Origin of the sequence: Streptomyces sp. NPDC012508, assembly GCF_042902595.1 — a bacterium.
GTDB lineage: Bacteria > Actinomycetota > Actinomycetes > Streptomycetales > Streptomycetaceae > Streptomyces.
The window spans coordinates 1-26866 of record NZ_JBIBEO010000006.1; the positions used below are offsets into that span (position 1 = coordinate 1).

The 26866-nt window shown below is 70.8% G+C and carries 28 protein-coding genes; 12 read left to right on the forward strand and 16 right to left on the reverse strand.

Annotated features, from left to right (window positions below; genetic code table 11):
* Window positions 1-369: 369 nt before the first annotated feature.
* Window positions 370-1011, reverse strand: a complete 642-nt coding sequence (locus tag ACFY8U_RS20635; protein ID WP_389572137.1) for a DNA-3-methyladenine glycosylase — start codon at window positions 1009-1011, stop codon at window positions 370-372.
* A gap of 106 nt (window positions 1012-1117) precedes the next feature.
* On the opposite strand from ACFY8U_RS20635, the gene ACFY8U_RS20640 reads away from it, so the two are divergent.
* The 3 genes from ACFY8U_RS20640 (at window position 1118) to ACFY8U_RS20650 (ending at window position 3151) form a co-directional block, all read left to right on the forward strand.
* Entirely contained in the window at window positions 1118-1900 is a 783-nt protein-coding gene (locus tag ACFY8U_RS20640; protein ID WP_361592411.1) for a sporulation protein, read from the forward strand.
* A gap of 42 nt (window positions 1901-1942) precedes the next feature.
* Window positions 1943-2482 carry a YbhB/YbcL family Raf kinase inhibitor-like protein gene (locus ACFY8U_RS20645; RefSeq protein ID WP_389572140.1) on the forward strand — a complete coding sequence of 180 codons (540 nt, stop codon included), beginning with the start codon at window positions 1943-1945 and terminating at the stop codon, window positions 2480-2482.
* A gap of 162 nt (window positions 2483-2644) precedes the next feature.
* On the forward strand, window positions 2645-3151 hold the full coding sequence (locus ACFY8U_RS20650) for an HNH endonuclease (RefSeq protein WP_361432346.1): 507 nt from the start codon (window positions 2645-2647) through the stop codon (window positions 3149-3151).
* Window positions 3152-3208: 57 nt separating this feature from the next.
* Here the strand turns inward: ACFY8U_RS20650 and ACFY8U_RS20655 are convergent, their stop codons facing one another.
* The 4 genes from ACFY8U_RS20655 to ACFY8U_RS20670 all read right to left on the reverse strand — a co-directional run bounded on the left by ACFY8U_RS20655 (window position 3209) and on the right by ACFY8U_RS20670 (window position 6492).
* Window positions 3209-3982 carry a sulfite exporter TauE/SafE family protein gene (locus tag ACFY8U_RS20655; RefSeq protein ID WP_389572143.1) on the reverse strand — a complete coding sequence of 258 codons (774 nt, stop codon included), beginning with the start codon at window positions 3980-3982 and terminating at the stop codon, window positions 3209-3211.
* A 90-nt stretch (window positions 3983-4072) separates the two neighbouring features.
* On the reverse strand, window positions 4073-5032 hold the full coding sequence (locus ACFY8U_RS20660; RefSeq protein ID WP_361432351.1) for an SPFH domain-containing protein: 960 nt from the start codon (window positions 5030-5032) through the stop codon (window positions 4073-4075).
* 115 nt (window positions 5033-5147) lie between these two features.
* A complete protein-coding gene (locus ACFY8U_RS20665) occupies window positions 5148-5576 on the reverse strand; it encodes an NfeD family protein (RefSeq protein ID WP_361432353.1) in 429 nt (142 codons plus the stop codon).
* 124 nt (window positions 5577-5700) lie between these two features.
* A complete protein-coding gene (locus ACFY8U_RS20670) occupies window positions 5701-6492 on the reverse strand; it encodes an ABC transporter ATP-binding protein (RefSeq protein WP_389572148.1) in 792 nt (263 codons plus the stop codon).
* Window positions 6493-6644: 152 nt separating this feature from the next.
* Here ACFY8U_RS20670 and ACFY8U_RS20675 point away from each other — a divergent pair, with 152 nt between their 5' ends.
* Entirely contained in the window at window positions 6645-7430 is a 786-nt protein-coding gene (locus ACFY8U_RS20675; protein ID WP_361766404.1) for a hypothetical protein, read from the forward strand.
* A gap of 182 nt (window positions 7431-7612) precedes the next feature.
* Here the strand turns inward: ACFY8U_RS20675 and ACFY8U_RS20680 are convergent, their stop codons facing one another.
* The 3 genes from ACFY8U_RS20680 to ACFY8U_RS20690 form a co-directional block, all read right to left on the reverse strand.
* Window positions 7613-7855 carry a chaplin gene (locus tag ACFY8U_RS20680; RefSeq protein ID WP_389572151.1) on the reverse strand — a complete coding sequence of 81 codons (243 nt, stop codon included), beginning with the start codon at window positions 7853-7855 and terminating at the stop codon, window positions 7613-7615.
* Between the two features lie 147 nt (window positions 7856-8002).
* Window positions 8003-8647: a response regulator gene (locus tag ACFY8U_RS20685; protein ID WP_389572154.1), complete on the reverse strand. Its 645-nt coding sequence runs from the start codon at window positions 8645-8647 to the stop codon at window positions 8003-8005.
* Window positions 8640-9785 carry a GAF domain-containing sensor histidine kinase gene (locus ACFY8U_RS20690; protein WP_389572156.1) on the reverse strand — a complete coding sequence of 382 codons (1146 nt, stop codon included), beginning with the start codon at window positions 9783-9785 and terminating at the stop codon, window positions 8640-8642. Before ACFY8U_RS20690 ends, ACFY8U_RS20685 begins: the two co-directional genes overlap by 8 nt.
* Before the next feature lie 171 nt (window positions 9786-9956).
* Between ACFY8U_RS20690 and ACFY8U_RS20695 the strand changes: the two genes are divergently transcribed.
* From ACFY8U_RS20695 to ACFY8U_RS20705, 3 genes are all read left to right on the forward strand, one after another.
* A complete protein-coding gene (locus ACFY8U_RS20695) occupies window positions 9957-10661 on the forward strand; it encodes an SDR family NAD(P)-dependent oxidoreductase (protein ID WP_389572159.1) in 705 nt (234 codons plus the stop codon).
* Window positions 10658-11800 carry an S-adenosylmethionine:tRNA ribosyltransferase-isomerase gene (locus ACFY8U_RS20700; RefSeq protein WP_389572161.1) on the forward strand — a complete coding sequence of 381 codons (1143 nt, stop codon included), beginning with the start codon at window positions 10658-10660 and terminating at the stop codon, window positions 11798-11800. Before ACFY8U_RS20695 ends, ACFY8U_RS20700 begins: the two co-directional genes overlap by 4 nt.
* Before the next feature lie 302 nt (window positions 11801-12102).
* The gene (locus ACFY8U_RS20705) at window positions 12103-12852 is read left to right on the forward strand and encodes a transglycosylase SLT domain-containing protein (protein WP_361766389.1); all 750 of its coding nucleotides are present in this window, start codon (window positions 12103-12105) and stop codon (window positions 12850-12852) included.
* 110 nt (window positions 12853-12962) lie between these two features.
* Here the strand turns inward: ACFY8U_RS20705 and ACFY8U_RS20710 are convergent, their stop codons facing one another.
* Window positions 12963-15551: an FHA domain-containing protein gene (locus tag ACFY8U_RS20710; protein WP_389572164.1), complete on the reverse strand. Its 2589-nt coding sequence runs from the start codon at window positions 15549-15551 to the stop codon at window positions 12963-12965.
* Window positions 15552-15826: 275 nt separating this feature from the next.
* Here ACFY8U_RS20710 and serB point away from each other — a divergent pair, with 275 nt between their 5' ends.
* Window positions 15827-17041 carry a phosphoserine phosphatase SerB gene (gene serB / locus ACFY8U_RS20715; RefSeq protein ID WP_389572167.1) on the forward strand — a complete coding sequence of 405 codons (1215 nt, stop codon included), beginning with the start codon at window positions 15827-15829 and terminating at the stop codon, window positions 17039-17041.
* A gap of 117 nt (window positions 17042-17158) precedes the next feature.
* Here the strand turns inward: serB and ACFY8U_RS20720 are convergent, their stop codons facing one another.
* The 4 genes from ACFY8U_RS20720 to ACFY8U_RS20735 form a co-directional block, all read right to left on the reverse strand.
* Window positions 17159-17677, reverse strand: a complete 519-nt coding sequence (locus tag ACFY8U_RS20720) for a histidine phosphatase family protein (protein WP_361432376.1) — start codon at window positions 17675-17677, stop codon at window positions 17159-17161.
* A 66-nt stretch (window positions 17678-17743) separates the two neighbouring features.
* Window positions 17744-17950, reverse strand: coding sequence for a hypothetical protein (locus ACFY8U_RS20725; protein ID WP_361766381.1), 207 nt, complete (start codon window positions 17948-17950; stop codon window positions 17744-17746).
* A 171-nt stretch (window positions 17951-18121) separates the two neighbouring features.
* Window positions 18122-18238: an SGM_5486 family transporter-associated protein gene (locus tag ACFY8U_RS20730; protein ID WP_261992078.1), complete on the reverse strand. Its 117-nt coding sequence runs from the start codon at window positions 18236-18238 to the stop codon at window positions 18122-18124.
* Between the two features lie 17 nt (window positions 18239-18255).
* Complete coding sequence (locus tag ACFY8U_RS20735) at window positions 18256-19617, reverse strand: CynX/NimT family MFS transporter (protein ID WP_389572171.1); 1362 nt, start codon at window positions 19615-19617, stop codon at window positions 18256-18258.
* Window positions 19618-19692: 75 nt separating this feature from the next.
* On the opposite strand from ACFY8U_RS20735, the gene ACFY8U_RS20740 reads away from it, so the two are divergent.
* A complete protein-coding gene (locus tag ACFY8U_RS20740) occupies window positions 19693-20397 on the forward strand; it encodes a FadR/GntR family transcriptional regulator (protein ID WP_361592462.1) in 705 nt (234 codons plus the stop codon).
* On the opposite strand, the gene ACFY8U_RS20745 is transcribed toward ACFY8U_RS20740, so the two are convergent.
* From ACFY8U_RS20745 to fabG, 3 genes are all read right to left on the reverse strand, one after another.
* On the reverse strand, window positions 20342-20746 hold the full coding sequence (locus ACFY8U_RS20745) for a hypothetical protein (protein WP_389572174.1): 405 nt from the start codon (window positions 20744-20746) through the stop codon (window positions 20342-20344). The genes ACFY8U_RS20740 and ACFY8U_RS20745 overlap by 56 nt on opposite strands.
* 162 nt (window positions 20747-20908) lie before the next feature.
* Window positions 20909-21685 (reverse strand): enoyl-ACP reductase FabI, encoded by a 777-nt coding sequence (gene fabI, locus ACFY8U_RS20750; RefSeq protein ID WP_361432389.1) that lies wholly within the window; start codon window positions 21683-21685, stop codon window positions 20909-20911.
* Window positions 21686-21690: 5 nt separating this feature from the next.
* Window positions 21691-22410: a 3-oxoacyl-[acyl-carrier-protein] reductase gene (gene fabG, locus ACFY8U_RS20755; protein WP_352192152.1), complete on the reverse strand. Its 720-nt coding sequence runs from the start codon at window positions 22408-22410 to the stop codon at window positions 21691-21693.
* Window positions 22411-22595: 185 nt separating this feature from the next.
* Between fabG and ACFY8U_RS20760 the strand changes: the two genes are divergently transcribed.
* From ACFY8U_RS20760 to tyrS, 3 genes are read left to right on the forward strand one after another with little or no spacing between them, the layout of a single operon-like run.
* Entirely contained in the window at window positions 22596-24119 is a 1524-nt protein-coding gene (locus tag ACFY8U_RS20760) for a TldD/PmbA family protein (protein WP_389572178.1), read from the forward strand.
* Complete coding sequence (locus tag ACFY8U_RS20765; RefSeq protein WP_389572180.1) at window positions 24116-25510, forward strand: metallopeptidase TldD-related protein; 1395 nt, start codon at window positions 24116-24118, stop codon at window positions 25508-25510. The genes ACFY8U_RS20760 and ACFY8U_RS20765 overlap by 4 nt, the downstream gene beginning before the upstream one ends.
* 54 nt (window positions 25511-25564) lie before the next feature.
* Complete coding sequence (gene tyrS, locus ACFY8U_RS20770; protein WP_361432397.1) at window positions 25565-26836, forward strand: tyrosine--tRNA ligase; 1272 nt, start codon at window positions 25565-25567, stop codon at window positions 26834-26836.
* Window positions 26837-26866: the final 30 nt, after the last annotated feature.

Here is a 26866-nt window from a genome sequence, read left to right on the forward strand (position 1 = left end):
GCACGCTGTTGAGTTCTCAAGGAACGGACGCTTCCTTCGTACTCACCCTCTCGGGCTTTCCTCCGGGCTTTTCCCTTCGGTCTTTCGTGTTTCCAACCTTACCAGATCCTTTTCCGTTCCGTTTCCGGTTCGGATTTTGTTTCCGGTGGCCTGTTGGCTGCCTTTGCCTTTCGGCGTGGTCACTACTTTAGCCGAATTCCCCGGCGACTCATAATCGAGCCATTCGGACCAGATTTCGGCATGCCGAAAACCGCACCCGTTGGGGTTCGTCGTAGGTAGTGGATGGCCGCTCCGGGGTGCCGTGCAAGCACGTCCCGTTTCAAGCGGCTCGCCTACGTTAGGCGTCCGCAGCACGCGAGTCAAGTCGGGTCAAGAGGACCTCTTGCGGGGCACATGGGCGCGGTACGGGCTCACCGTCGGGTCGTCGTCGATCCAGAAGCGCCATGGGTGCGGGGCGCCTTCGCCGCCCACTCCCGTACGCGGGCCGTTCCGTACCTGGTCGGACGGGGGTGGGGTGCCAGTAAGGAGGGAGAGCGGGGAGCCGGGGCCGGCGCAGACGTCGGTGCCGTTCAGGGAGAGGGCCACGTCGAGGGCGGTGGCCAGGCGGGCCGGCCCCTTGGCCAGTTCTCTGTCATATCGGGCCGAGAGTCGACGTTTGCGGGCCTGGTCGGCGCCCGTGAGGATCTGGCCCGCCCGGAGCAGCACTCCGCTCGCGTGGCCCTCGGGGCCGCACACCACGTTGAGGCAGTGCCACATGCCGTAGGTGAAGTAGACGTACGCGTGTCCGGGCGGGCCGAACATGACCGCGTTGCGGGCGGTGCGGCCGCGGAAGGCGTGGGAGCCGGGGTCGATCGCGCCGGCGTACGCCTCGACCTCCGTGAGGCGGAGTTCGATGGCGCCCTCGTCCGATCTCCGTACGAGAGTGCGGCCGAGCAGATCGGGGGCAACCTCCAGGACGGGGCGGTCGAAGAAGTCCCGCGGGAGCGGCGTACGGTCGGGGCTCTCGCTCATGGCGTCCGAGCGTACTTGTGTTGCCCCGGGAGGTACGGGGGAACCGGCTACGGTCGTCGCGCGTATGTAGAGGTCAAGACCAAGCAGGTCCAACAGGGAGTTGTTCATGGGATTCAAGAAGCTGCTCGCGAGCCTGGGTGCCGGCGGCGCGTCCGTGGAGACGGTGCTCACCGAGGAGAACGTCGTCCCCGGCGGTGTCGTCCAGGGCGAGGTGCGGATCCAGGGCGGGTCGGTCGACCAGCAGATCGAGGGGCTCTCGGTCGGACTCCAGGCGCGTGTCGAGGTCGAGGGCGCGGACCAGGAGACGAAGCAGGACATCGAATTCGTGAAGGTCCGGCTCGGGGGCGCCTTCACGGTGCAGGCGGGTGCGGTGCACGTGGTGCCGTTCGGTCTGGAGATCCCGTGGGAGACGCCGGTCACGGCGATCGCCGGGCAGCAGCTGCGTGGCATGAACATCGGTGTGACCACCGAGCTGGAGATCGCCCGCGCGGTGGACTCCGGTGACCTGGACCCGATCAACGTGCACCCGCTGCCGGCGCAGCAGGCGATCCTCGACGCCTTCATCCAGCTGGGCTTCCGCTTCAAGAGCGCGGACATGGAGCGGGGTCACATCCGCGGTACCCGGCAGAAGCTGCCGTTCTACCAGGAGATCGAGTTCTTCCCGCCGCAGCAGTACCGCGGTCTCAACCAGGTCGAGGTCAGTTTCGTCGCGGACGACCGTGAGATGGACGTCGTCCTGGAGATGGACAAGAAGCCGGGTCTCTTCAGCGAGGGCAGCGACTCGTTCCGTGCCTTCAAGGTGGGGCTGAACGACTTCCACACGACGGACTGGGCCGCGTACCTCAACCAGTGGCTCGCCGACGTCGGCGGCAAGCGCAACTGGCTCTAGGCTCAACCCCGTACAGCAGGTCAGCGATACGGAGGTACGGACGTGGCCGAGGGGAAGAGGGCTCCGCTCCCTCACGACTTCCATCCGCCGGTGCCGGCGTTCACCGTGGTGAGCGACGACATCGTGCCGGGCGGTGTGCTGAAGGACGCGCAGGTCTACGCGGAGGGGAACACCTCTCCGCAGCTGCGCTGGGAGGGGTTCCCGGCGGAGACGAAGAGCTTCGCCGTCACGTGCTTCGATCCGGACGCGCCGACGGGCAGCGGGTTCTGGCACTGGGTCCTGTTCGACATCCCCGCGTCGGTCACCGAGCTGCCGGCGGGCGCGGGTTCCGGGTCGTTCGAGGGGCTGCCGGCCGGTGCCGTGCAGGTCCGTAACGACTACGGGTCGCGGGACTTCGGCGGGGCCGCTCCCCCGCCCGGTGACGGTTCGCACCGATATGTCTTCACCGTCTACGCCGTGGACGAGGAGAAGCTCGGTCCGGACGCCGACGCCTCGCCCGCGGCGGTCGGTTTCCATCTGCGTTTCCACGCGCTGGCGCGTGCCCAGCTGGTGGGCGAGTACGAGATCCCCGCGCACAGCTGAGCGTTCGTTTGTTGTTTGCCCGCTTCTGGTCTTGGAGAGATCAGAAGCGGGCATCTTTCGTTGCGCGGATATTCCGTTGTCCAACCCGGCGCGCCCGGCCAGAGTTGATCCAAGCCCGGAGCCCCGCGACGGGGCTGGGCCGGCACACGGGAGGTGGGCACAATGCGGGACACGCTGGTACTGAACGCGAGCTTCGAGCCGCTGTCGACGGTCACACTCAACCGTGCGGTGGTGCTTGTCCTCCAGGACAAGGCCGTCGTGGAGCAGGAACATCCCGAGCTGCGTATGCGTGCCGCCGCCGTCGACATTCCGGTGCCCCGGGTGATCAGGCTCTGCCGCTATGTCCGGGTGCCGTTCCGAAGACAGGCGCCGTGGTCGAGACGGGGTGTGCTGGTCAGGGACCAGCACCGGTGCGCGTACTGCGGGCGGCGTGCGACGACCGTGGACCATGTGGTGCCGCGGGCGCAGGGCGGTGGGGACAGCTGGCTGAACACGGTGGCGTCCTGCGCCGAGGACAATCACCGCAAAGCGGACCGGACTCCGGAGCAGGCGGGGATGCCGCTGCTGCACCAGCCGTTCGTCCCGACGCCGGCGGACGCGATGCTGCTGGCGATGCGGGCCGGTGAGCGGTCGGAGCTGCCGCAGTGGCTGGCGGGTTCGGCGGCCTGATCCGTATCCGTACGTGTGCGGGCCCGCTCCCCTCGTCGGGGAGCGGGCCCGTTCCGTTCAGCGGAGCAGCAGCTGCACGATGGCCGCCGTGCCGACGACGACGATGACGCCGCGCAGGACCGGGGGCGGGAGGCGGCGGCCGACCTTGGCGCCGATCTGGCCGCCGATGGCCGAGCCGACGGCGATGAGCAGGACGGCGGTCCAGTCGAAGTCGGCGACGAAGAGGAAGAAGAGCGCGGCGATGCTGTTGACGATCGCGGCGAGGACGTTCTTGACGGCGTTGAGGCGCTGGAGGGTGTCCGCGAGGAGCATGCCCATGAGGGAGAGGTAGATGATCCCCTGGGCCGCGGTGAAGTAGCCGCCGTAGACGCTGGCGAGGAGCAGGCCGATCAGCAGGAGCGGGCCGCCGTCGGGGTCTCCGTGGCTGCCGTGGCGTTCGCGGCGGGCGTGGACGGCCTTGGAGATACGGGGCTGGAGGATGACCAGGACCAGGGCGAGGGCGACGAGGACGGGGACGATGGTCTCGAACGCCCGGGCCGGGAGGGTCAGCAGGAGGACGGCGCCGCCGAGTCCGCCGATCGCGGCGACGCTGCCGAGGCGCAGGATGCGCCGGCGCTGGCCCTTGAGCTCCTCGCGGTAGCCGATGGCTCCGCTGATGGATCCGGGGATCAGGCCGAGGGCGTTGGAGACGGTGGCCGTGACCGGCGGGAGGCCGGTCAGGAGGAGGACGGGGAACGTGATGAGCGTTCCCGATCCGACGATGGTGTTGATGGTGCCGGCCCCGACGCCGGCCGCGAGGACCGCCAGTACTTCCCAGATGGACAACGCCATCTCCTTACAGGATCAGTGGTTCGCCTCCCCGCCCTGACGTCCGTCGGGGTCGAGGGGCTCGCACCGATCATGCACGACTGCGTGTATGTGTCAGTCGATCGGGGGCGCTTCGCGGCGTTCGGTCTCGTTGCCCGTACGGCTGCCGGGCACCGCGCCGGTGTTGAAGCCGGGCGCTCCGCCGCCGAGGTTGCCGAAGGCGCCGGAGAGGCCCTTGAGGGCGTCGCCGATCTCGCTGGGCACGATCCAGAGCTTGTTGGCGTCGCCCTCGGCGATCTTCGGGAGCATCTGGAGGTACTGGTACGAGAGGAGCTTCTGGTCGGGGTCGCCGGCGTGGATGGCCTCGAAGACCGTACGGACGGCCTGGGCCTCGCCCTCGGCGCGCAGGGCGGCGGCCTTGGCCTCACCCTCGGCGCGGAGGATGGCGGACTGCTTCTCGCCCTCGGCGGTGAGGATCTGGGACTGGCGGATGCCCTCGGCGGTGAGGATCGCGGCGCGCTTGTCGCGGTCGGCGCGCATCTGCTTCTCCATCGAGTCCTGGATGGAGGTGGGCGGCTCGATCGCCTTGAGCTCGACGCGGTTGACGCGGATGCCCCACTTGCCGGTGGCCTCGTCGAGGACTCCGCGCAGGGCGGCGTTGATCTCCTCGCGGGAGGTGAGGGTCCGCTCCAGGTCCATGCCACCGATGATGTTGCGGAGGGTGGTGACGGTGAGCTGCTCGATGGCCTGGATGTAGCTGGCGACCTCGTAGGTCGCGGCCCTGGCGTCGGTCACCTGGTAGTAGATGACGGTGTCGATGTTGACGACCAGGTTGTCCTGGGTGATCACGGGCTGGGGCGGGAACGGGACGACCTGCTCGCGGAGGTCGATCCGGTTGCGGATCGAGTCGATGAACGGGACGACGATGTTCAGGCCCGCGTTGAGCGTGCGGGTGTAGCGGCCGAACCGCTCGACGATCGCGGCGCTCGCCTGCGGGATGACCTGGATCGTCTTGATCAGGGCGATGAAGACAAGCACCACCAGAATGATCAGGACGATGATGACTGCTGACATCGTGTTCCCTGTGCCCTTCGCTGCCGGTTCTCTGCCGGATGTGCCGGGTTGATTCCGATGATCGAGTTTCCCAGAACGCGGGCCGTCGTGTGGGGCGTTCGGTCAAGCGGCCAGGTCACATGACCACGGCGGTGGCCCCGTCGATCTCGACCACGTCGACCTGGTCGCCGGGTTCGAAGGTCAGTCCGGAGTCGAGCGCGCGGGCGGACCAGACCTCGCCGGCGAGCTTGATGCGGCCGCCTGCGCCGTCGACCCGTTCCAGGACGACGGCTTGACGGCCTTTCAGCGCGTCGATGCCCGAGGCGTGCTGGGGCGGTCCGTTGCGGTGCCGGGCCGCGATGGGGCGGACCACCGCGAGCAGCGCGACCGAGACGACCACGAAGACGACCACCTGCGCGACGATGCCGAAGCCGAGGGCCGCCGTGACGGCTCCGGCGATCGCGCCGACGGAGAACATGCCGAATTCGGGCATCGCGGTGAGGACGAGCGGAATGCCCAGTCCCACGGCGCCGATCAGCCACCAGACCCATGCGTCGATGTCCACATGGTCATGGTAGGGCGGCGGGGTGGAGTCGGACAGGGCGCGGATCCGCCGGAGCTTCGACCGGGAGGTGCCCCCCGCGGTCTCGGGCCCCCTCGGCGTACCCCCAAGGGCGTGTCCCCGGGCGCTACTTGAGCGGGAGGCCCTGGGCGGTGTACCGGTCGCCGACGTGCTCGACGACGAGCGGGAGGCCGAAGCAGAGGGAGAGGTTGCGGGAGGTGAGCTCGGTCTCCATCGGGCCGGCGGCGAGGACCTTGCCCTGACGGATCATCAGGACGTGGGTGAAGCCGGGGGCGATCTCCTCGACATGGTGGGTGACCATGATCATGGAGGGGGCGTACGGGTCGCGGGCGAGACGGCCGAGACGGCGGACGAGGTCCTCGCGGCCGCCGAGGTCGAGACCGGCGGCGGGCTCGTCGAGGAGCAGCAGCTCGGGGTCGGTCATCATCGCGCGGGCGATGAGGGTGCGCTTGCGCTCGCCCTCGGAGAGGGTGCCGAACTTGCGGTCGAGGTACTCGGTCATGCCGAGCCGGTCGAGGAAGGCGCGGGCGCGCTGCTCGTCGACGGCGTCGTAGTCCTCGTGCCAGGTGGCGGTCATGCCGTACGCGGCGGTGAGGACGGTCTGGAGAACGGTCTGCCTCTTGGGGAGCTTCTCCGCCATGGCGATGCCGGCCATGCCGATGCGCGGGCGGAGGTCGAAGACGTCGACCTTGCCCAGCTGCTCGTCCAGGATCTTGGCCGAGCCGGTGGTCGGGAAGAGGTAGCTGGAGGCGATGTTGAGGAGGGTGGTCTTGCCGGCGCCGTTGGGGCCGAGGATGACCCAGCGCTCGCCCTCCTTGACCGACCAGGAGACATCGTCCACCAGAGCCCGTCCGTCGCGGACCACGGATACGTCCACCAGCTCCAGTACATCGCTCATGAGCGCGTTGTCTCCCCTTGCGGTCGAGTCGTGTCGTCGCCTTGCGCCTGTGGGCGCGGCGTCCAGGGAAAACCTACGCCACTGCCGGAGCGGGCCGGTCCTTAGGTCCGGTACTTCCCTTCTCGGCTGCGGGGAGTCCCTACGCTGTGGGCATGCTTTCGGAACCACGCTCAGGACGGCTGGCCGCTTGGGGCAATGCCCTGTTGGCCGGATCGGTGTCGCCGGACGACGCGGCGCTGGCCATTGTCGGGGACGACGCGGTGCACCGCGTCGAGGGGCTGCCGGGCGAGGCGGGGCAGGTCGGTCTGACCCTGGCGCTCGGCCGGCTACGGCGGCTCGGGGTGACCGGGTGGCGGGTGGCGCTGCCCACTCCGGGGCATCCGCTGGGGCTGAGCGGGCCGCCGGACTTCAACGCGCGGGCGATCGAGGCGGAGGAGGCGGCGGTCGGTTTCGGCGCTCCGTACGGTCTGGTGCCGGAGGTCACGGAGGCGGGTCCTGTGGGGGACGTGCATGTGGAGGTGGTCTGGCGCTGCCTGTCCGTGCGGGAGGCACCGCCCGCGGACGTGCCGTCGCTGGGTGAGGCGGAGCGGGAGCTGGCGGAGGCGCTGCGCGAGGCGACGTCGGTGCTGACCAGGCTGGACGTGGCGGCCTCGGGCCCGGTGGCGGACGCGGCGCGCGAGGCGTACCGGGCGCGGGCGGAGGTGGGCCGCGAGGTGCTGGCTCCGGGCTATCCGGCGCGTGCGGTACGGGTGCTGGAGCTGGCCCAGCGGGTGGGCCTGCTGATCGACCTGGCGTACGACCACGGCCACGGCGGCGCGGTGAGCGCCTCGGAGATGGCGGCAAGGGGGGCGGCGCTGCGGCCGGTGGAGCGGGTGGCCCGGCGGGCACAGGTGGCGGCCTACAACGCGTACGTGGAAGAACGCGAACGGGAACGCTGACCCTGCCGGGGGCCAGGGGGCCAGGGCCCGGCCACGACCGGCGGACGGAGTCCGCCACAGCGGGGCGAAGCCCGGAAGGCGCCCCGGCGCCGAGCGGCGCGAGCGACGCGTCTAGGAAGGGGCCCGGACATGGCGGAGCCCGGTCCCCGGGGGATTTCGGGGGCCGGGCTGGGCTGGGGGCGTCAGTGGTTGATCGCGCCGTTGCCGAAGGCCGGGTTGAGCAGGCCGATCACGTTGACCGTGTTGCCCGAGACGTTCACCGGGACGTGGACCGGGACCTGCACCAGGTTGCCGGACGCGACGCCCGGGGAGTTGAGGGCCTTGCCATGCGCGTCCGCGCCGTGGGCGGAGGCGACACCCGCACCCGCGGCGACGATGCCACCGGCGACCATGGTGAGGGCAGCGGCCTTCTTCAGGTTCTTCACTTCAGGATCCTCCTGGTATTCGCTGCGGCCGGCCGCCGCAGCACGCCATGAAGAACGCCCGCAACCCCGCCGGGTTGCGCCGAACGGGGGACATACACCCGACGGTATGAAGATGAGAACGGAGGTGCCCCTTCCGTCACATCCGTCTCACGGGGTCAGGCCGTGCCGCACCGCCCACAGCGCTGCCTGCGTCCGGTCCGCCAGATCGAGCTTCATCAGGATGTTCGAGACGTGCGTCTTGACCGTCTTCTCCGAGAGGACGAGCGCCCGGGCGATCTCCCGGTTCGACCGGCCGTCGGCGATCAGGCCGAGCACCTCCTGCTCCCGCTCCGTGAGCGTCGACCCGCGCCCCGTCCCGCCGTGGCCCTCCTCCTGGGAGAGCAGCGCCCCGGCCACCTCCGGCTGGAGCAGTACATGGCCGGCGTGCACGGACCGGATCGCGCCGGCCAGGGCGTCCGGGTCCACGTCCTTGTAGACGTACCCGGAGGCGCCGGCACGCAGCGCGGGGACGACCGTGCGCTGCTCGGTGAAGCTGGTGACGATCAGCACCTTCGCCGGGTTCGCCAGCTCGCGCAGCTTCCGCAGCGCCTCGATGCCGTCCATGCCCGGCATCTTCACGTCCATCAGGACCACGTCGGGCCGCAGCTCCTCCGCCCGCGCCACGCCCTCGGCGCCGTCGGAGGCCTCCCCGACGACCTCTATGTCGTCCTGGACCTCCAGAAAGGTCCGCAGGCCTCGCCGCACCACCTGGTGGTCGTCGACCAGCAGAACGCGGATCACGTTGTCAGCCACCGGGAACCTCCATCTCGATCGTGGTGCCTCGGCCCGGCTCCGACGTCACGGTGAGTGTGCCGCCGACGCCGCCCGCCCGGTCCCGCATGGAGACCAGGCCGAGGTGCCGGCCGGCTCGGCGGACCGTCCGCGGGTCGAACCCCTTGCCGTCGTCGGTGACCGTGAGCAGCGCGCCCTGGCCGTGCCGGAAGAGGGAGACGGCGACCCGCTCGGGCTCCGCGTGCCGCAGCGCGTTGTGCAGGGCCTCCTGGGCGACCCGGAGCATGGCCTCCTCCTGGGCGGCGGGCAGCGCGCGCACGCCCGCGCTGTCGAAGGTGACGCGGGCGGTGTGGGCCCGGTCGAGGACCTGGATCTGCGTACGGAGGGTGTGGACGAGGCCGTCCTCGTCGAGCGCGGCGGGGCGCAGCTCGACGACGGCGGCGCGCAGCTCGTCCGCGGCTTCGGCGGCGAGCGCGGCGACCTGCTGGAGCTCGCCCTTGGCCCGGGCCGGGTCGCGGTCGACGAGGGCGGCTGCGGCCTGGGCGGTGAGCCGGAGCGAGAAGAGCTTCTGGCTGACGGCGTCGTGCAGCTCGTGGGCGAGGCGGGAGCGCTCCTCGGCGATGGTGAGCTCGCGGCTGCGTTCGTACAGCCGGGCGTTGGTCAGGGCGATCGCGGCGTGCTGGGCGAGGATCGAGAGCAGTTCCTCGTCCGCCTCCGTGAAGCCGCAGCCGCCGTCCGGCTTGGGGCAGCGCTTGTTGGCGAGGAAGAGGGCTCCGATGGTCTCCTCGCCGTCCTGGATGGGCAGGCCGAGGAAGTCGGACATGTCCGGGTGGGCGGACGGCCAGCCCTCGAAGCGGGGGTCCTTGCGGACGTCGGCGAGGCGCTCGGGCTCGGCCTTGTGGAGCATCGACGCGAGGATGCCGTGCTGGCGGGGCAGCGGGCCGATCGCCCGCCACTGCTCGTCGCTGACGCCGTCCACGACGAACTGGGCGAAGCCGCCGTGGTCGTCAGGGACGCCCAGCGCCGCGTACTCGGCGTCGAGCAGCTCACGGGCGGAGGCCACGATCGTCTTGAGTACGTCGCGCACCTCCAGGTGGCGGCTCATCGCCAGCAGCGCGGTGCTCACGGCGGCGAGGCCGGAGCTCGGTCGGTGACTCATGAATTCACCGTACCGGTGGGCTGTGACCGTGCGTATCCGTCCGGGGACGGCGGTCGCCTAGGACCCGGGGACTAGGCCGAAGTGCCTTGGGCGGTCGGGGCCCGGGGACGAAGCGGCGGGCGGGGCGGCGGCCGGAGGCTGGATCCATCGCTACGAGAGGGGATGGACGTCATGGCTGTCGCGGTGATCACGGGGGCGTCGAAGGGGCTGGGGCGTGCGCTGGCCGGCACGCTGGCGGCGCGGGGCTGGGATCTGGTGCTCGACGCGCGGACGCCGGAGGTGCTCGCCGAGAGCGCCGGGGCGGCACGCGCGCGTGGGGCGCGGGTCGTGGCGCTCGCCGGGGATGTGACGGACACGTCGCACCGCCGGGAGCTGGTGGCCGCCGCGAAGGAGCTCGGAGGCCTGGATCTGCTGGTGCACAACGCGAGCGCGCTGGGGGCCGAGCCGCTGGTGCGTCTGGAGGCTCTGTCGCCGGCCGGTCTGCGGGCCGCGCTGGAGACGAACGTGGTGGCCGCGCTGGGTCTCGTACAGGAGGCGCTGCCGCTGCTCAGAGCGAGCGGGGCGGGGACGGTGGTCGCGGTGACGTCGGACGCGGCGGTGGAGGCGTACGAGACGTGGGGCGGTTACGGGGCGTCGAAAGCGGCCCTCGACCAGCTGGCGGCCGTGCTGGCCGCCGAGGAGCCGGGGCTGCGGGTGTGGGCGGTGGATCCGGGTGACATGGCCACGGATCTGTACGCGGCGGCCGTCCCGGGCGACGACGATCCGCGTCCGGCTCCGGAGTCGGTGGTGCCCGGGTTCCTCGCTCTGCTCGACCACAGGCCGCCCAGCGGCCGGTACACAGCGGCGGCGCTCCTCGGGGCGGAGGGGGTCCGATGAGCGTGCTCGAGGCCCTCTGCGTGCCCGCGGAGCTCTCGGCGCGGGTGCCGGCCGAGCAGCGGGCGCCGGGGCGGGGGCGGGACGACGTACGGCTGATGGTGTCGCGCGGGACGGAGGTGTCGCACCACGCCTTCCGGGAGCTGCCGGGGCAGTTGCGGGCCGGGGACGTGCTGGTCGTGAACACGAGCACGACGCTCGCGGCCGCCGTGACCGGGCGGCTGGGCGCCGACGGCGGCGGGGAGAAGGTCGTCGTCCACTTCTCGACGCGCGGGGAGGACGGCCGCTGGGCCGTCGAGCTGCGGGAGCCGGACGGGAGGGGCAGCACCCGGCCGCGGCCGGGCGGACCGGAGGGGACGGTGGTGCGGCTGCCCGGGGGTCCGGCCCTCGGGGGCGCGGCCCGGCTCGTCCTGACCGAGCCCCTGGCTCCCGGGGCGGCGCGGCTGTGGTGGGCCCGGGTGGACACGCCCGTACCGGCCCTCCTGGCGCGGTACGGGCGCCCCATCCGGTACGGGTACACGGAGCGGGACCAGCCGCTCTCCGCGTACCAGACGGTGTTCTCGCTCCCCTCCCCCGACGGCGCGGGGTCGGCGGAGATGCCGAGCGCGGGCCGGCCCTTCACGGCGCGGCTGGTGGCGGAGCTGGTGAGCCGGGGGGTCCGGTTCGCTCCGCTCACCCTTCATACGGGGGTGGCGTCGGCGGAGGCGCACGAGCCGCCCTACCCGGAGCGCTTCGAGGTGCCGGCGACGACGGCGCGGCTGGTGAACGCGGCGAGGGCGGGTGGCAGGGAGGGCTCGCGAGGCGAATCCCCGGCGGGGCGGAGGCGGGCGACGGGTGGGCGGGTGATCGCCGTGGGGACGACGGCCGTACGGGCGCTGGAGTCGGCAGCGGCCGACGGGGGTGAGGTGCGGGCGGCGTCCGGGTGGACGGACCTCGTCGTGACCCCGGCGCGCGGGGTGCGCGTGGTGGACGGGCTGCTGACCGGGCTGCACGAGCCCCGGGCCTCGCATCTGCTGATGCTGGAGGCGATCGCCGGACGGGCCGCTCTGCACCGCGCCTATACCGAGGCCGTACAAGAGCTGTACCTCTGGCACGAGTTCGGCGACGTCCATCTCCTCCTTCCGGAGGAGGGCCCTCACTGAGTGCATTGCGCGAGCAACGCCTGGTGAGGCTGTTACCTGCCCGATGTGAGCCCGCGCATAGGACGCAGGTCACTTACGAAGGCCCCTAGTGGTTCCGTAATGGGCAGATGAGGGCCGTATGAGCGGGTCCTTTGGGGGTTTTGGTGCGCTATGCACGCGGCCCTGATCCACTACCCGAGGTCGTACGTCACACCTTTGCCACAGCATTTTGCTGCCGCTAAGAATTGCGTTCGTCGCCGCCGAGCAGGCGCAGCGCCGCCCCGGCCTGAGCGACCCCCAGCGATTCGAAGAGGTAGTCCCGCATGTCCCAGAACACTGGTCACTATCGCCTGAAGAAGACGCACAAGGCTTCCCTTGCCGGCGTCGCCGCCCTCGGCGCCGTCGCCCTCGGTTTCACCCTGGTCCCCGGCAACGCCGCGGCCGAGACCGAGCCCCAGGCACTCAGCAACACCCAGCAGGTCGCGTTGGCATACGACGCGAACAGCCCGCAGGCCAAGGCCCTGCACTCGAGCCTCACCGAGCAGCAGAACGCGATCACGCTGAAGGCCAAGGCCGAGGCGGACGCGAAGGCCGCCGCCGAGGCGAAGGCGAAGGCCGCCAAGGCCGCCGCCGACGCGAAGGCCAAGGCTGACGCCAAGGCCGCCGCCGAGGCCAAGGCCAAGGCCGAGGCGAAGAAGCGCGCCGAGGCGAAGGCCGCCGCGAGCCGTGCCGCCGCCCGCAAGCCGGTCTTCGCGAACAACCTCGACGGCTGGATCCGCGAGGCGCTGTTCATCATGGACAAGCACAACATTCCGGGCACGTACAACGGCCTGCACAAGAACATCATGCGTGAGTCCAGCGGTAACCCGCGGGCCATCAACAACTGGGACATCAACGCCATCAACGGCGTCCCGTCGAAGGGCCTGCTGCAGGTCATCTACCCGACCTTCAAGGCCTACCACATCCCGGGCACCAAGTTCGACCAGTACGACCCGGTCGCCAACCTCGTCGCCGCCGCCAACTACGCGGCCGACCGTTACGGCTCGATCGACAACGTCAACAGCGCGTACTGAGCCTGTCGGCACGTACTGAGCCCGTCGGCGCAGTGAGCCCGGCAGGACCACGCGAAGGGCGGCACCCCGTGCAGGGGCGCCGCCCTTCGGCGTACTCGTGAGGCCCGCGGTTACTTGCGCATGACCTCGGGCTCGTGGCGGCGCAGCAGGCGCGCCACCGCGAAGGCGCAGACGACGCCGATGAGCACCAGGACCGTGAGGTTGAAGCCCCACTGGCCGACCGTGCTGTCCCACAGCGGGTCCAGGTTGGTCGGGTCCTTCGGGTCCCACGGCGGCATCAGGTGGCCGAGGTCGAGTGTCGAGCCCGCGGCCGCGATGGCCCAGCGCGAGGGCATGAGCCAGGCGAACTGCTCCAGGCCGGGCGATCCGTAGACCTGGAAGAGGATGCCGGTGAAGACGACCTGGACGATCGCGAACATCACGAGCAGCGGCATGGTCTTCTCGGCGGTCTTCACCAGCGAGGAGATGACCAGGCCGAACATCATCGAGGTGAAGCCGAGCGCGATGATCGTGACGCAGAGCTCGACGGCCGGCGGCAGGACCAGGCCCTCCTCCGGCAGCTCGCGGGTGGCGAAGCCGATGCCGCAGATGATCACGCCCTGGAGGGCGGTGATCAGACCGAGCACGATGACCTTGGACATCAGGTACGCCGAGCGGGACAGGCCGGTCGCCCGCTCGCGTTCGTAGATGACCCGTTCCTTGATCAGCTCACGTACGGAGTTGGCGGCGCCGCTGAAGCACATGCCGACCGCGAGGATCAGCATGATCGTGCCGGCGTCTCCGTTGAAGCGGGAGGGCGGCGTGGGCTTGCCGAGGCCGAAGTCGGCGGGGATGACGACCGACACCGCGCCGAGGACGGCCGGGAGGATCACCATCAGGCCCATGAAGCCCTTGTCCGACGCGATCACCGAGGAGTAGCGGCGGATCAGGGTCCACAGCTGGGAGCCCCAGCCCTGCGGCTTGGGCGGCCTGGCCATCGCCTGCTGCGGCATCTGGACGGGCTGGGCGGCGACGGCGTCGATGTCCGCGGCGTACATCTGGTAGTGCTGCGAGCCCTTCCAGCGGCCCGCCCAGTCGTAGTCGCGGTAGTTCTCGAAGGCGGAGAAGACGTCGGCCCAGGTGCTGTAGCCGAAGAAGTTCAGCGCTTCCTCCGGCGGACCGAAGTAGGCCACGGAGCCGCCGGGCGCCATCACGAGCAGCTTGTCGCAGAGGCCGAGCTCGGCCACCGAGTGCGTGACGACGAGGACCGTGCGGCCGTCGTCGGCGAGGCCGCGCAGCAGCTGCATGACGTCGCGGTCCATGCCCGGGTCGAGACCGGAGGTCGGCTCGTCCAGGAAGATCAGCGACGGCTTGGTGAGGAGCTCCAGGGCGACGGAGACACGCTTGCGCTGGCCACCGGAGAGGGAGGTGACCTTCTTCTCCTTGTGGATGTCGAGCTTGAGCTCGCGCAGCACCTCGTCGATACGGGCCTCGCGCTCGGCCGGCGCGGTGTCGCCGGGGAAGCGGAGCTTGGCCGCGTAGCGCAGCGCCTTCTGTACGGTCAGCTCCTTGTGCAGGATGTCGTCCTGCGGGACCAGACCGATGCGCTGGCGCAGCTCGGCGAACTGCTTGTAGAGGCTCCGGTTGTCGTAGAGGACATCGCCCTCGTTGGCCGGGCGGTAGCCGGTGAGCGCCTTGAGCAGCGTGGACTTGCCGGAGCCCGAGGGGCCGATGACGCCGATGAGCGACTTCTCGGGGACGCCGAAACTGACGTCCTTGAGGATCTGCTTGCCGCCGTCGACCGTGACCGTGAGGTGCCGGGCCGAGAAGGAGACCTCACCGGTGTCGACGAACTCCTCGAGCTGGCCGCCGACCATCCGGAAGGTCGAGTGACCGACACCGACGATGTCGTTGGGGCCGATGAGGACGGAGCCGCCCTTGGCGATCGGCTGACCGTTGACGTACGTGCCGTTGTGAGAACCGAGGTCGCGGATCTCGAAGCGGCCGTCGGGCGTCGCGTGGAACTCGGCGTGGTGGCGCGAGACCTGGAGGTCGGAGACGACCAGTTCGTTCTCGAGCGCACGACCGATCCGCATGACGTGACCGAGGGCCAGCTGGTGGAACGTGGTGGGGCTGCGGTCGCCGTAGACCGGCGGCGCCCCCGCGGCACCGCCACTCCGGCCGGGCACCTTCTGCGCCAACTGCTCGACGGGGCCGCCCTGCTGATGCGGGAGGTGCGGCTGCTGGTGCTGCGGGGCCTGCTGCTGGGCCTGCGGAGCCTGCTGCTGCCAGGCCTGCTGCGAGGCCTGCTGCGGCGGGGCCTGATGGGTCGCCCAGTCGGCCTGTGCGGCTGCCTGCTGGGCGTTCGGGGCCGCGTTCGGCGCGGCATGCGCCGCGGCCTGCTGCGGGGCCGGGGCACCGGCGGCGAGATTCAGCCGCGGGCCGTCGGTCGCGTTGCCGAGGTGCACCGCGGATCCGGGGGCGATCTCCATCTGGTGGATCCGCTGCCCCTGGACGAAGGTGCCGTTGGTCGAGCCGTGGTCCTCGATGACCCAACTCCGGCCGCCCCAGCTGATGGTGGCGTGTCGCCACGAGACCCTGGCGTCGTCGATCACCAGGTCACCCTGTGGATCGCGTCCGAGGGTGTACGACCTGGACGGATCGAGCGTCCAGGTCCTTCCGTTCAATTCCAGTACGAGTTCTGGCACTCCATGCCCCACTATTTGTCCCCCGATGTACCCCCGTCGCGGGAGTCTTAGGGATGGCGAACATCGGGGGGAACTATTTCAGGCCGGGCCCGCACTCCGAAAGTCGGGCCGTGTGAAGACCCCGCAGAGAGGCGTTCGGCACGCGGCGGGTGACCGGCCGGAGTCACCGGTACGGCGGTGCGAGCGCCGCCGTGACGGCCTACGGTGGCTGTGTGCGGCCAGCCGGGTGTCCGGTACGCGGGACGGGGTGACTGGTGGCACGCGGTGCCCGATACGGTGGAAGCACCATGAGCGCAACGCAGACCTCAGACGTTCCCACTCTTCTCGTCAAGATCTTCGGGAAGGACCGTCCCGGGATCACCGCCGGGCTCTTCGACACCCTCGCCGCCTACTCCGTCGACGTCGTGGACATCGAGCAGGTCGTCTCCCGCGGCCGCCTCGTCCTGTGCGCGCTCGTCACCGAGCCGACCGTCGCCTCCCAGGGTGAGCTGCGGGCGACCGTCCACAGCTGGGCGGAGTCGCTGAAGCTCCAGGCCGAGATCATCTCCGGCACCGGCGACAACCGTCCGCGCGGCAGTGGCCGCTCGCACGTCACCGTTCTCGGGCACCCGCTGACCGCCGAGCAGACCGCCGCCATAACGGCGCGGATCGCCGGGACCGGCGGAAACATCGACCGTATCTTCCGGCTGGCGAAGTATCCGGTGACGGCCGTCGAGTTCGCCGTCTCGGGCTGCGAGACCGAGCCGCTGCGGACGGCGCTGGCCACCGAGGCGCACGGCATCGGGGTGGACGTGGCCGTCGTCTCGGCCGGGCTGCACCGCCGCGCCCAGCGGCTGGTCGTCATGGACGTCGACTCCACGCTCATCCAGGACGAGGTGATCGAGCTCTTCGCGGCGCACGCGGGCTGTGAGGACAAGGTCGCCGAGGTCACCGCGGCCGCGATGCGCGGCGAGCTGGACTTCGAGCAGTCGCTCCACGCGCGCGTGGCGCTGCTGGCCGGGCTCGACGCCTCGGTGGTGGACAAGGTCCGCACCGAGGTACGGATGACACCCGGTGCCCGCACTCTGATCCGTACGCTCAAGCGGCTCGGGTACCAGGTGGGTGTGGTCTCGGGCGGGTTCACCCAGGTCACGGACGACCTCAAGGAGCGGCTGGGGCTCGACTTCGCCTCGGCCAACACTCTGGAGGTCGTGGACGGGAAGCTGACGGGCCGGGTCACCGGCGAGATCGTGGACCGGGCGGGCAAGGCGCGCCTGCTGCGCCGGTTCGCGGCCGAGGCGGGTGTGCCGCTGTCGCAGACGGTGGCGATCGGTGACGGCGCCAACGACCTCGACATGCTGAACACGGCGGGGCTCGGCGTGGCCTTCAACGCCAAGCCGGTGGTGCGCCAGGCCGCGCACACCGCCGTCAACGTTCCGTTCCTCGACACCGTCCTGTATCTCCTGGGGATCACCCGCGAGGAGGTCGAGGCGGCGGACGGCGACGAGGATCTGCTGCACTGAGCGACCTCGTACGGTCGGCGACGGCGACGGCGGACGGCGGACGGCGAAAGGCCCGGTCACCCCCATGGTGACCGGGCCTTCCGGCGTACGCGACGGAACACGCGACGGGTGTACGGATCAGCTGTGCGGCGCCCAGTAGTCGAGCAGCGTGCCGACTCCGTGCTCCACGGACTTCCAGGAGCCGTCGAAGCCGACGACGGCGAAGGCGGCGGTCGGGAAGCCGCCCCGGTTCATCCGGGCCCCGGCGTCGCCCTCCGCCGCGCCCGCGAGGGCGTCGGAGAGCGCGTGCATCCCGGGGTTGTGGCCGATGACGAGGACGTTCCTCACCTCGTCGGAGACCTCGTTGAGCAGGGCGATCAGTTCGCCGAGCGAGGCCTCGTAGAGCCGCTCCTCGTAGACGGTTTTAGGGCGGTGCGGCAGCTCCTGCACGGCGAGCTTCCAGGTCTCGCGGGTCCTGGCAGCGGTCGAACAGAGGGCCAGATCGAAGGTGATCCCGGTGTCGGCGAGCTTGCGGCCGGCCACGGGGGCGTCCGTGCGGCCGCGCTCGGCGAGCGGTCGCTCGTGGTCGGACACCTGAGGCCAGTCGGCCTTGGCATGCCGGAGCAGCACAATCCTGCGGGGTGTATCGACGCTCATGGGCTCCAGCTTCCCATGAAACGGGCCGCCGGGCGCAGGGTGTTGGGTCGCCCGCGGGCGGTGTGGTCAGCGGGGCAGCGTCTGCTGGATCTGCTCCAGGAGACGGCCGACCGAGGGGTCCCCTTCGGCCGCGTGCGCCCCGCCCGGTCCCGCTATGAGCAGGAAGAGGGCGACGAACGCGGCCACGGGAAGGGCCAGCGCCCACCAGGGCAGCCGGGTGTCGACGCCGCCGGCGGACGGGGACGGGGTCCGGGTGTGCGTGCGGGCCGGCATGGCCGCCTCCGTGGGTCGGGACGACGTCCGCAGCGGTGACTGCGGCGATGTCTCCACGCTACGGAGCGCGCACCTGCCAGCCCATCCGGTGATCCACCTACTTCACCCTGACACTCACCCCCTAGGGGATGGAGGGGTTAACCCCACCGGGCGAGGGCCGGCGGGGCGAGGTCATGGGGAGGCGATGGTGGCGATGACGGCGATCACGACCGAGATTCCGAGCATCGCGCCGAGCACGAGCAGGAGCTTCTTCTGGCCGTTCTGGGGGTTCGGGTCGAGCACTGGCATGCGGACAGTCTCGCATCTCAGCATTCGTCCTCGACGGTCCGGGCCCTTCCGGCGAGGATGCCGACGATCATCTGCGGGATCATCAGCCCGGCCATCAGCGCGATCGGCAGGCCCCAGCCACCGCTGTGCTGGTAGAGCACGCCGACCAGGAGCGGGCCGGGGATGGAGATGAGGTAGCCGACGCTCTGCGCGAACGCGGAGAGCCGGACGACGCCCGCGCCGGTGCGCGAGCGCAGACCGATCATGGTGAGCGCGAGCGGGAAGGCGCAGTTGGAGACGCCGAGGAGCAGCGCCCAGATCCAGGCTCCGCCGGAGGGGGCGAGGTAGAGGCCGCTGTAGCCGACGAGGCCGCACAGGCCCAGGGCGACGACGATCGGCCCCTGGTTCCTGAGCCGGGTCGCGAGGCCGGGGATGACGAACGCGAGCGGGACGCCCATGACCATCGTGACGGCGAGCAGCACGCCGGCCGTACCGGCGGGGACTCCGGCGTCGCGGAAGATCTGCGGCATCCAGCCCATGGTGATGTACGCGCCGGTGGCCTGGAGGCCGAAGAAGGCGGCGAGGGCCCACGCGGTGCGGCTGCGGGTGATCCGGAGCGGGGCGGCGGTCTCGGCGGCGGAGGTGGCGTCCCCGCTCGTGGAGGTGGCGTCCCCGCTCGTGGAGGTTGCCTCCCCGCCCGCGTCCCCGGCCGCCCGGTCGGCCCCGGCCCGCGCACCACGGTCGCGTACGAGCGGGATCCAGGGCAGGACGGCGAAAGCGGCGAGGACCGCCCACACGCCGATGCCGGTGCGCCAACTCCCGCCCAGCGCCTCGGTCATGGGCACGGTCGCGGCGGCGGCCAGGGAGGTGCCGAGGGCGAGCGCCATCGAGTAGAGCCCGGTCATGGTGCCGACGCGGCCGGGGAAGTACCGCTTGACGATGACGGGCATCAGGACGTTGCTGACCGCGATGCCCATGAGGGCGAGGGCGCTGGCGGCGAGGAAGCCGACGGTGCCGGAGGCGAAGGGGCGGATCGCGAGGCCCGCGAAGATCGCCGCCATGCCGGCGCAGACGACGGCGGAGGGGCCGAAGCGGCGGGCGAGGCGGGGCGCGGTGATGCCGAAGACCGCGAAGCAGAGCGGGGGGACGGAGGTGAGGACGCCGGCCACGCTGCCGCTCATGTGCAGCCCGTCACGGACCTCTTCGAGGAGGGCGCCGAGGCTGGTGATGGCGGGGCGGAGATTGAGCGCGGCGAGCACGAGGGCGACGACGACGAGCCGGGTGAGCCAGACGGCCGACCGGTCCGGTGCGGGAGAATCCCCCGTGGTGGCGGCCGTGGCGGTGACGGGGGTGCGGGCCGGCGGGGCGGTGGTCTCGAGGGTCTGCGGCTCGTCATGCATGAGCGCCATCATAGAATCATGGGATGATTGGTTGTCCAATCCGCAACCAATCCCTGACGAAAGGGAAGGTGCGCCATGGCGCTCGGCTCCCCCCGGCGTTCCGGGCTCTCCGATCAGGTGATCACCGAGCTGCGCAACCAGATCACCTCCGGTGAGTGGCCGGTCGGGTCACGGATCCCCACCGAGCCGGAGCTGGTCGAGCAGCTGGGCGTGGCCCGCAACACCGTGCGCGAGGCCGTACGGGCCCTCGCGCACAACGGCCTGCTCGACATCCGGCAGGGCTCCGGGACGTACGTGATCGCGACGAGCGAGCTCGCGGGCGTCATGCACCGGAGGTTCGCCGACTCCGATCCGCGCCACATCGCGGAGCTGCGCTCGACCCTGGAGTCCTCGGCCGCCCGGCTCGCGGCACAGCGGCGCACGGAGCGCGACCTGAAGCAGCTGGACGTCCTGCTCGCGGGCCGCGAGGAGGCGTTCGCGTCGGGCGACACCGAGCGGTTCGTCATGGCGGACGGCGCGTTCCACCACGCGGTGGTGATCGCCTCGCACAACGAGGTGCTGACCGAGCTCTACGCCGACCTCGGCCATGTCCTGAGGCAGTGGCTGCGGGACGACGTGGGCCAGGAGCTGCGGCCCGAGCACCACATGGACCACGCGCGCCTGGTGGAGGCGATCCGGGCCGGTGACGCGGAGACGGCGGCCGCCGAGGCCGCCGGCTATCCGTTCATGTGCCTGAGGAACCTGGGACCTGCGGAGGGTGCTCGGCCGGCCGGTGTGTGAGCCAGGCGGAACGGACCTCCTTCCAGCAGCGGCCGGTGAGCTGGGCGTAGGCGGTCGGGCCCACGTCGACGGGGGTGCTGTCGGTGTCCACGTCCCACCAGCGGTCGCACTCGACGTGCAGCTGCACGCGGTCGGTGGTGGGGTACGGGTTCTGGCAGTACGCGGTGACCCGGGAGCCCTCGACGACCGTCTGGCACGAGGCCCCGAAGTACTCGGGCTCCCCCACCACCGGCCCCGGCGGTTCCTCCGCGGGGGCGGGGGCGGCGCGGACCTCGGCGGCGACGGCGAGGCCGGCCAGGAGAGCGACGGCCGAGGCGAGAGCGGCGACCCTGCGGTGCGGTGCGCGCATGTCCGTACCTCCTCCCCGTCAGTAGCCGGATGTCACGCTCTGGTCCAGTTTGGGGTGGTCGGCCGGACTTTTCGACTCGGGCGGCGGCCCTCCGGTACGACGAAGGCCGGGCGGCCCTCCGTGGAGGGCCGCCCGGCCTCGGTACGCGCGCGTGCGCGGCGCCTACGCGCCGATGGCGTGCAGACCGCCGTCGACGTGGACGATCTCGCCCGTGGTCTTCGGGAACCAGTCGGACAGCAGGGCGACGACGCCACGGCCGGCCGGCTCCGGGTCGGCGAGGTCCCACTTCAGCGGGGAACGGCTGTCCCAGACCGCGGCCAGCTCGCTGAAGCCGGGGATCGACTTCGCGGCCATCGAGCCGATCGGGCCCGCCGAGATCAGGTTGCAGCGGATGTCCTGCTTGCCCAGGTCGCGCGCCATGTAGCGGTTGGTGGCCTCCAGCGCCGCCTTGGCCGGGCCCATCCAGTCGTACTGCGGCCAGGCGAACTGCGCGTCGAAGGTGAGGCCGACGACCGAACCGCCCTGGTTCATCAGCGGCAGCAGCGCCATCGTCAGGGACTTCAGCGAGAAGGCCGAGACGTGCATGGCCGTGGCCACGGACTCGAACGGCGTGTTCAGGAAGTTGCCACCGAGGGCGTCCTGCGGGGCGAAGCCGATGGAGTGGACGACGCCGTCGAGCCGGTCACCGAGGTGCTCGCGGACCTGGCCCTCGAGACGGGCGAGGTGCTCGTCGTTGGAGACGTCCAGCTCCAGGACCTTGACCTTGTCGGGCTCGGGCAGCTTCTTGGCGATGCGCTCGGTCAGCGTCGGACGCGGCCACGCGGTGAGGATGATCTCCGCGCCCTGCTCCTGGGCCAGCTTGGCGGTGTGGAAGGCGATGGAGGACTCCATCAGCACACCGGTGATCAGGATGCGCTTGCCCTCGAGAATTCCGCTCATGGTGATCAGTGACCCATGCCCAATCCGCCGTCAACCGGGATGACGGCTCCAGTGATGTACGAGGCGTCGTCCGAGGCGAGGAACTTCACCGCGGCGGCGATCTCCCCGGGCTGCGCGTAGCGGCCCAGCGGCACCTGGGACACGATGCCCGCGCGCTGCTCCTCGGTGAGCACCGCGGTCATGTCGGTGTCGACAAAACCGGGGGCGACGACATTGAACGTGATGTTGCGCGAGCCGAGCTCACGGGCCAGGGAGCGGGCGAAGCCGACCAGACCTGCCTTGGAGGCGGCGTAGTTCGCCTGCCCGGCCGAGCCGAGGAGACCGACGACCGAGGAGATCAGGACGACGCGGCCCTTCTTGGCCCGCAGCATGCCGCGGTTGGCGCGCTTGACCACCCGGAAGGTGCCGGTCAGGTTGGTGTCGAGGACGGACGTGAAGTCCTCCTCGCTCATGCGCATCAGGAGCTGGTCCTTGGTGACCCCGGCGTTCGCCACCAGGACCTCCACCGGACCGTGCTTCTCCTCGATCTCCTTGTACGCCTGCTCGACCTGCTCGCCGTCGGTGATGTCGCACTTGACGGCCAGGCAGCCCAATTCGGTCAGGGCGGCCGGCGGCTCACCGGAGCGGTACGTGATCGCGACCTTGTCGCCTGCTTCGGCGAACGCGCGGGCGATGGCGAGGCCGATGCCCCGGTTGCCTCCGGTGACAAGAACCGAGCGGCTCAACGGATCACCCTTTCGATAGCGGTCTGGATACCGAAAACCTATCGGTCCGCTTCCGTCCACGAGGACTCGGCCCCTGACAGTGGCGTACGGATGTCACTGTCGGGTCCCTACATAAAGCTCTGGGCGTGGCGGACGAAAGCGCGACATGATCGGGGTCGACCGGTCTCACCAGACAGGAGACATCCGTGCCTCATTCCATCGACGCGGCCTTCACGGCACTGCCGCTGCGAGCGCTCGCCGACGCGGCGCTCGCACGCGCGCGTGCCCTCGGCTCCGACCATGCCGACTTCCGTCTGGAGCGGGTGCGCAGCGCCTCGTGGCGGCTGCGCGACGCCAAGCCTTCGGGGTCGTCGGACACCACGGACCTCGGATACGCGGTGCGCGTGGTGCACGGCGGGGCGTGGGGGTTCGCCTCCGGGGTCGACCTGACCATGGACGGGGCGGCGCGGGTCGCCTCGCAGGCCGTCGCCATGGCCAAGCTGTCCGCCAAGGTGATCGCCGCGGCGGGCTCCGACGAACGTGTGGAGCTGGCCGAGGAGCCGGTGCACGCGGAGAAGACCTGGATCTCCTCGTACGAGATCAACCCCTTCGACATCCCCGGCGCCGAGAAGGGTGCGCTGCTCGCCGAGTGGAGCGAGCGGCTGCTGCGGGCGGACGGTGTGGCGCATGTGGACGCCTCGCTGATGACCGTCCAGGAGAACAAGTTCTACGCGGACACGGCGGGCACCGTCACGACCCAGCAGCGGGTCCGGCTGCATCCGCAGCTCACCGCGGTCGCCGTCGACGAGACGACGGGCGAGTTCGACTCGATGCGGACGATCGCCCCGCCGGTCGGGCGTGGCTGGGAGTACCTGACCGGCACCGGCTGGGACTGGGACGCGGAGCTGGAGCGGATCCCGGACCTGCTCGCCGAGAAGATGCGCGCGCCGAGCGTGGAGGCGGGGACGTACGACCTGGTCGTCGACCCGTCGAACCTCTGGCTGACGATCCACGAGTCGATCGGCCACGCCACCGAGCTGGACCGGGCGCTGGGGTACGAGGCGGCGTACGCCGGGACCTCGTTCGCCACCTTCGACCAGCTGGGGAAGCTGGCGTACGGCTCGTCGATCATGAACGTGACGGGTGACCGCACCGCCGAGCACGGCCTCGCGACGGTCGGGTACGACGACGAGGGTGTCGAGGGGCAGAGCTGGGACCTGGTGAAGGACGGCACGCTCGTCGGCTACCAGCTGGACCGTCGGATCGCGAAGCTGACGGGCCTGGGCAGGTCGAACGGCTGCGCGTTCGCCGACTCCCCCGGCCATGTGCCGGTGCAGCGGATGGCGAACGTCTCGCTCCAGCCCGACCCGGGGGGCCTCTCCACGGAGGATCTGATCGGGGGTGTCGAGCGGGGCATCTACGTGGTCGGCGACCGGTCGTGGTCGATCGACATGCAGCGGTACAACTTCCAGTTCACCGGACAGCGCTTCTTCCGCATCGAGAACGGCAGGCTGGCCGGGCAGCTGCGGGACGTCGCGTACCAGGCGACGACGACCGACTTCTGGGGCTCGATGGAGAAGGTCGGCGGCCCGCAGACGTACGTCCTGGGCGGCGCGTTCAACTGCGGCAAGGCCCAGCCGGGCCAGGTCGCGGCGGTCTCCCACGGCTGCCCGTCCGCCCTCTTCCGGGGCGTCAACATCTTGAACACCACGCAGGAGGCCGGTCGATGAGCTCCCGTATCACCAAGCCGCACGAGATCGTCGAGCGCGCGCTCGAACTGTCCCGGGCGGACGGCTGTGTCGTCATCGCCGACGAGGAGTCCTCCGCCAACCTGCGCTGGGCGGGCAACGCGCTCACGACGAACGGTGTCACCCGGGGCCGTACGCTCACCGTCGTCGCGACCGTCGACGGCGCCCAGGGCACCGCGTCCGGTGTGGTCTCGCGCTCCGCCGTGACCCTTGACGACCTGGAGTCCCTGGTGCGGGCGGCCGAGGCCGCCGCGCGGGCCGCGGGGCCGGCCGAGGACGCCCAGCCACTGGTCGAGGGTGTGGACACCTCCCCCGACTTCATCGACGCGCCGACCGAGACGACCTCCGCCGTCTTCACGGACTTCGCGCCCGCGCTCGGCGAGGCCTTCGCCCGCGCCCGGGCGGGCGGCCGCGAGCTGTACGGCTTCGCCAACCACGAGCTGACCTCGACCTACCTCGGTACGTCGACGGGGCTGCGGCTGCGGCACGACCAGCCCAACGGCACCCTGGAGCTCAACGCCAAGTCGCCCGACCGCTCGCGGTCCGCGTGGGCCGGGCGTTCCACCCGGGACTTCAAGGACGTCGACCCGGCGGCGCTCGACGCCGATCTGGCGAAGCGGCTCGGCTGGGCGGAGCGCAGGATCGAGCTGCCCGCCGGCCGGTACGAGACGCTCCTGCCGCCGACCGCCGTGGCCGACCTGCTGATCTACCAGCTGTGGTCCTCGGCGGCCCGGGACGCGGTGGAGGGCCGTACGGTCTTCTCCAAGCCGGGCGGTGGCACGCGGCTCGGCGAGACGCTCTCCCCGCTGCCGCTGACCCTGCGCAGCGATCCGAACGAGCCGGGTCTGGAGTCCGCGCCCTTCGTGATCGCGCACTCCTCGGGCGACGACTCGTCCGTCTTCGACAACGGTCTGCCGATGATGCCGATCGACTGGATGCGGGAGGGCAGGCTGGAGCATCTCATCACCACCCGGCACACCGCGGCGCTCACTCGCCTGCCCGTGGCGCCGGGGGCGGGGAACCTGATCCTGGACGGCGGTGGCGAGCGTTCGCTGGAGGAGATGGTGGCCTCCACCGAGCGGGGGCTGCTGCTGACCTGCCTCTGGTACATCCGCGAGGTCGACCCGGCGACGCTGCTGCTCACGGGTCTGACCCGGGACGGCGTCTACCTCGTCGAGAACGGCGAGGTGGTCGGCGAGGTGAACAACTTCCGGTTCAACGAGTCGCCGGTCGACCTGCTGTCGCGGGCCTCGGAGGCGGGCCGGACCGAGAAGACGCTGCCGCGCGAGTGGAGCGACTGGTTCACCAGGGCGGCGATGCCGGCACTGCGGGTGCCGGACTTCAACATGAGCTCGGTCAGCAAGGGTGTCTGACCCCCATAGACTGAGTCACGGCGTGACGACCATCAATCAAGGAGACCGAGAATCGTGACGGACATCGTCGACGAGCTCAAGTGGCGCGGGCTGTTCGCCCAGTCCACCGACGAGGACGCACTGCGCAAGGCTCTCGCGGACGGTCCTGTCACGTTCTATTGCGGTTTCGACCCGACCGCGGCCAGTCTCCACGTCGGCCACCTGGTCCAGGTGCTCACCGTCCGCCGGCTCCAGCAGGCCGGTCACCGGCCGCTGGCGCTGGTCGGCGGGGCCACGGGCCAGATCGGCGACCCGCGGCCGACGGCCGAGCGCACCCTGAACGACCCCGAGACGGTGGCGAACTGGGTGAACCGGCTGCGGAGCCAGATCGAGCCGTTCCTCTCCTTCGAGGGGGAGAACGCGGCGGTCATGGTGAACAACCTGGACTGGACCGCGGGCCTGTCCGCGATCGAGTTCCTGCGGGACATCGGCAAGCACTTCCGGGTCAACAAGATGCTGACCAAGGACTCCGTCGCGCGGCGCCTGGAGTCCGAGCAGGGCATCAGCTACACCGAGTTCAGCTACCAGCTGCTGCAGGGCATGGACTTCCTGGAGCTGTACCGGCGGCACGGCTGCACGCTGCAGCAGGGCGGGTCCGACCAGTGGGGCAACCTGGTGGCCGGGCTCGACCTGATCCACAGGCTGGAGCCGGGCGCCGAGGTGCATGCGCTGGCGACGCCGCTGATGGTCAAGGCGGACGGCACGAAGTTCGGCAAGACCGAGAGCGGGGCCGTCTGGCTGGACCCGGAGATGACGACGCCGTACGCGTTCTACCAGTTCTGGCTGAACGTGGACGACCGGGACATCTCGACGTACATGCGCATCCTGTCCTTCAAGTCCCGCGAGGAGCTGGAGGAGCTGGAGCAGCTCACCGCCGAGCGGCCGCAGGCGCGGACCGCGCAGCGGGCGCTCGCCGAGGAGCTGACGACGCTGGTGCACGGCGCCGATCAGTGCGCGGCGGTCATCAACGCGTCGAAGGCGCTGTTCGGTCAGGGCGACCTGGCCGAGCTGGACGAGGCGACGCTGGCCGCGGCGCTCTCCGAACTGCCGCACGCGCGCGTGGCCGAGCTCGGGCAGGTCGTGGACCTGTTCGTCGAGGTCGGCCTGGCGCCGAGCAAGTCGGGGGCGCGCCGGACGGTGAAGGAGGGCGGGGCCTACGTGAACAACGTGAAGGTCACCGCCGAGGACGCCGAGGTGTCGGCGGACGAGCTGCTGCACGGCCGCTGGCTGGTGCTGCGGCGGGGCAAGAAGAACCTGGCGGCGATCGAGGTCGGCGCGCAGGGCTGACGCCCGGGACTCCCGGGGCATGACATGACG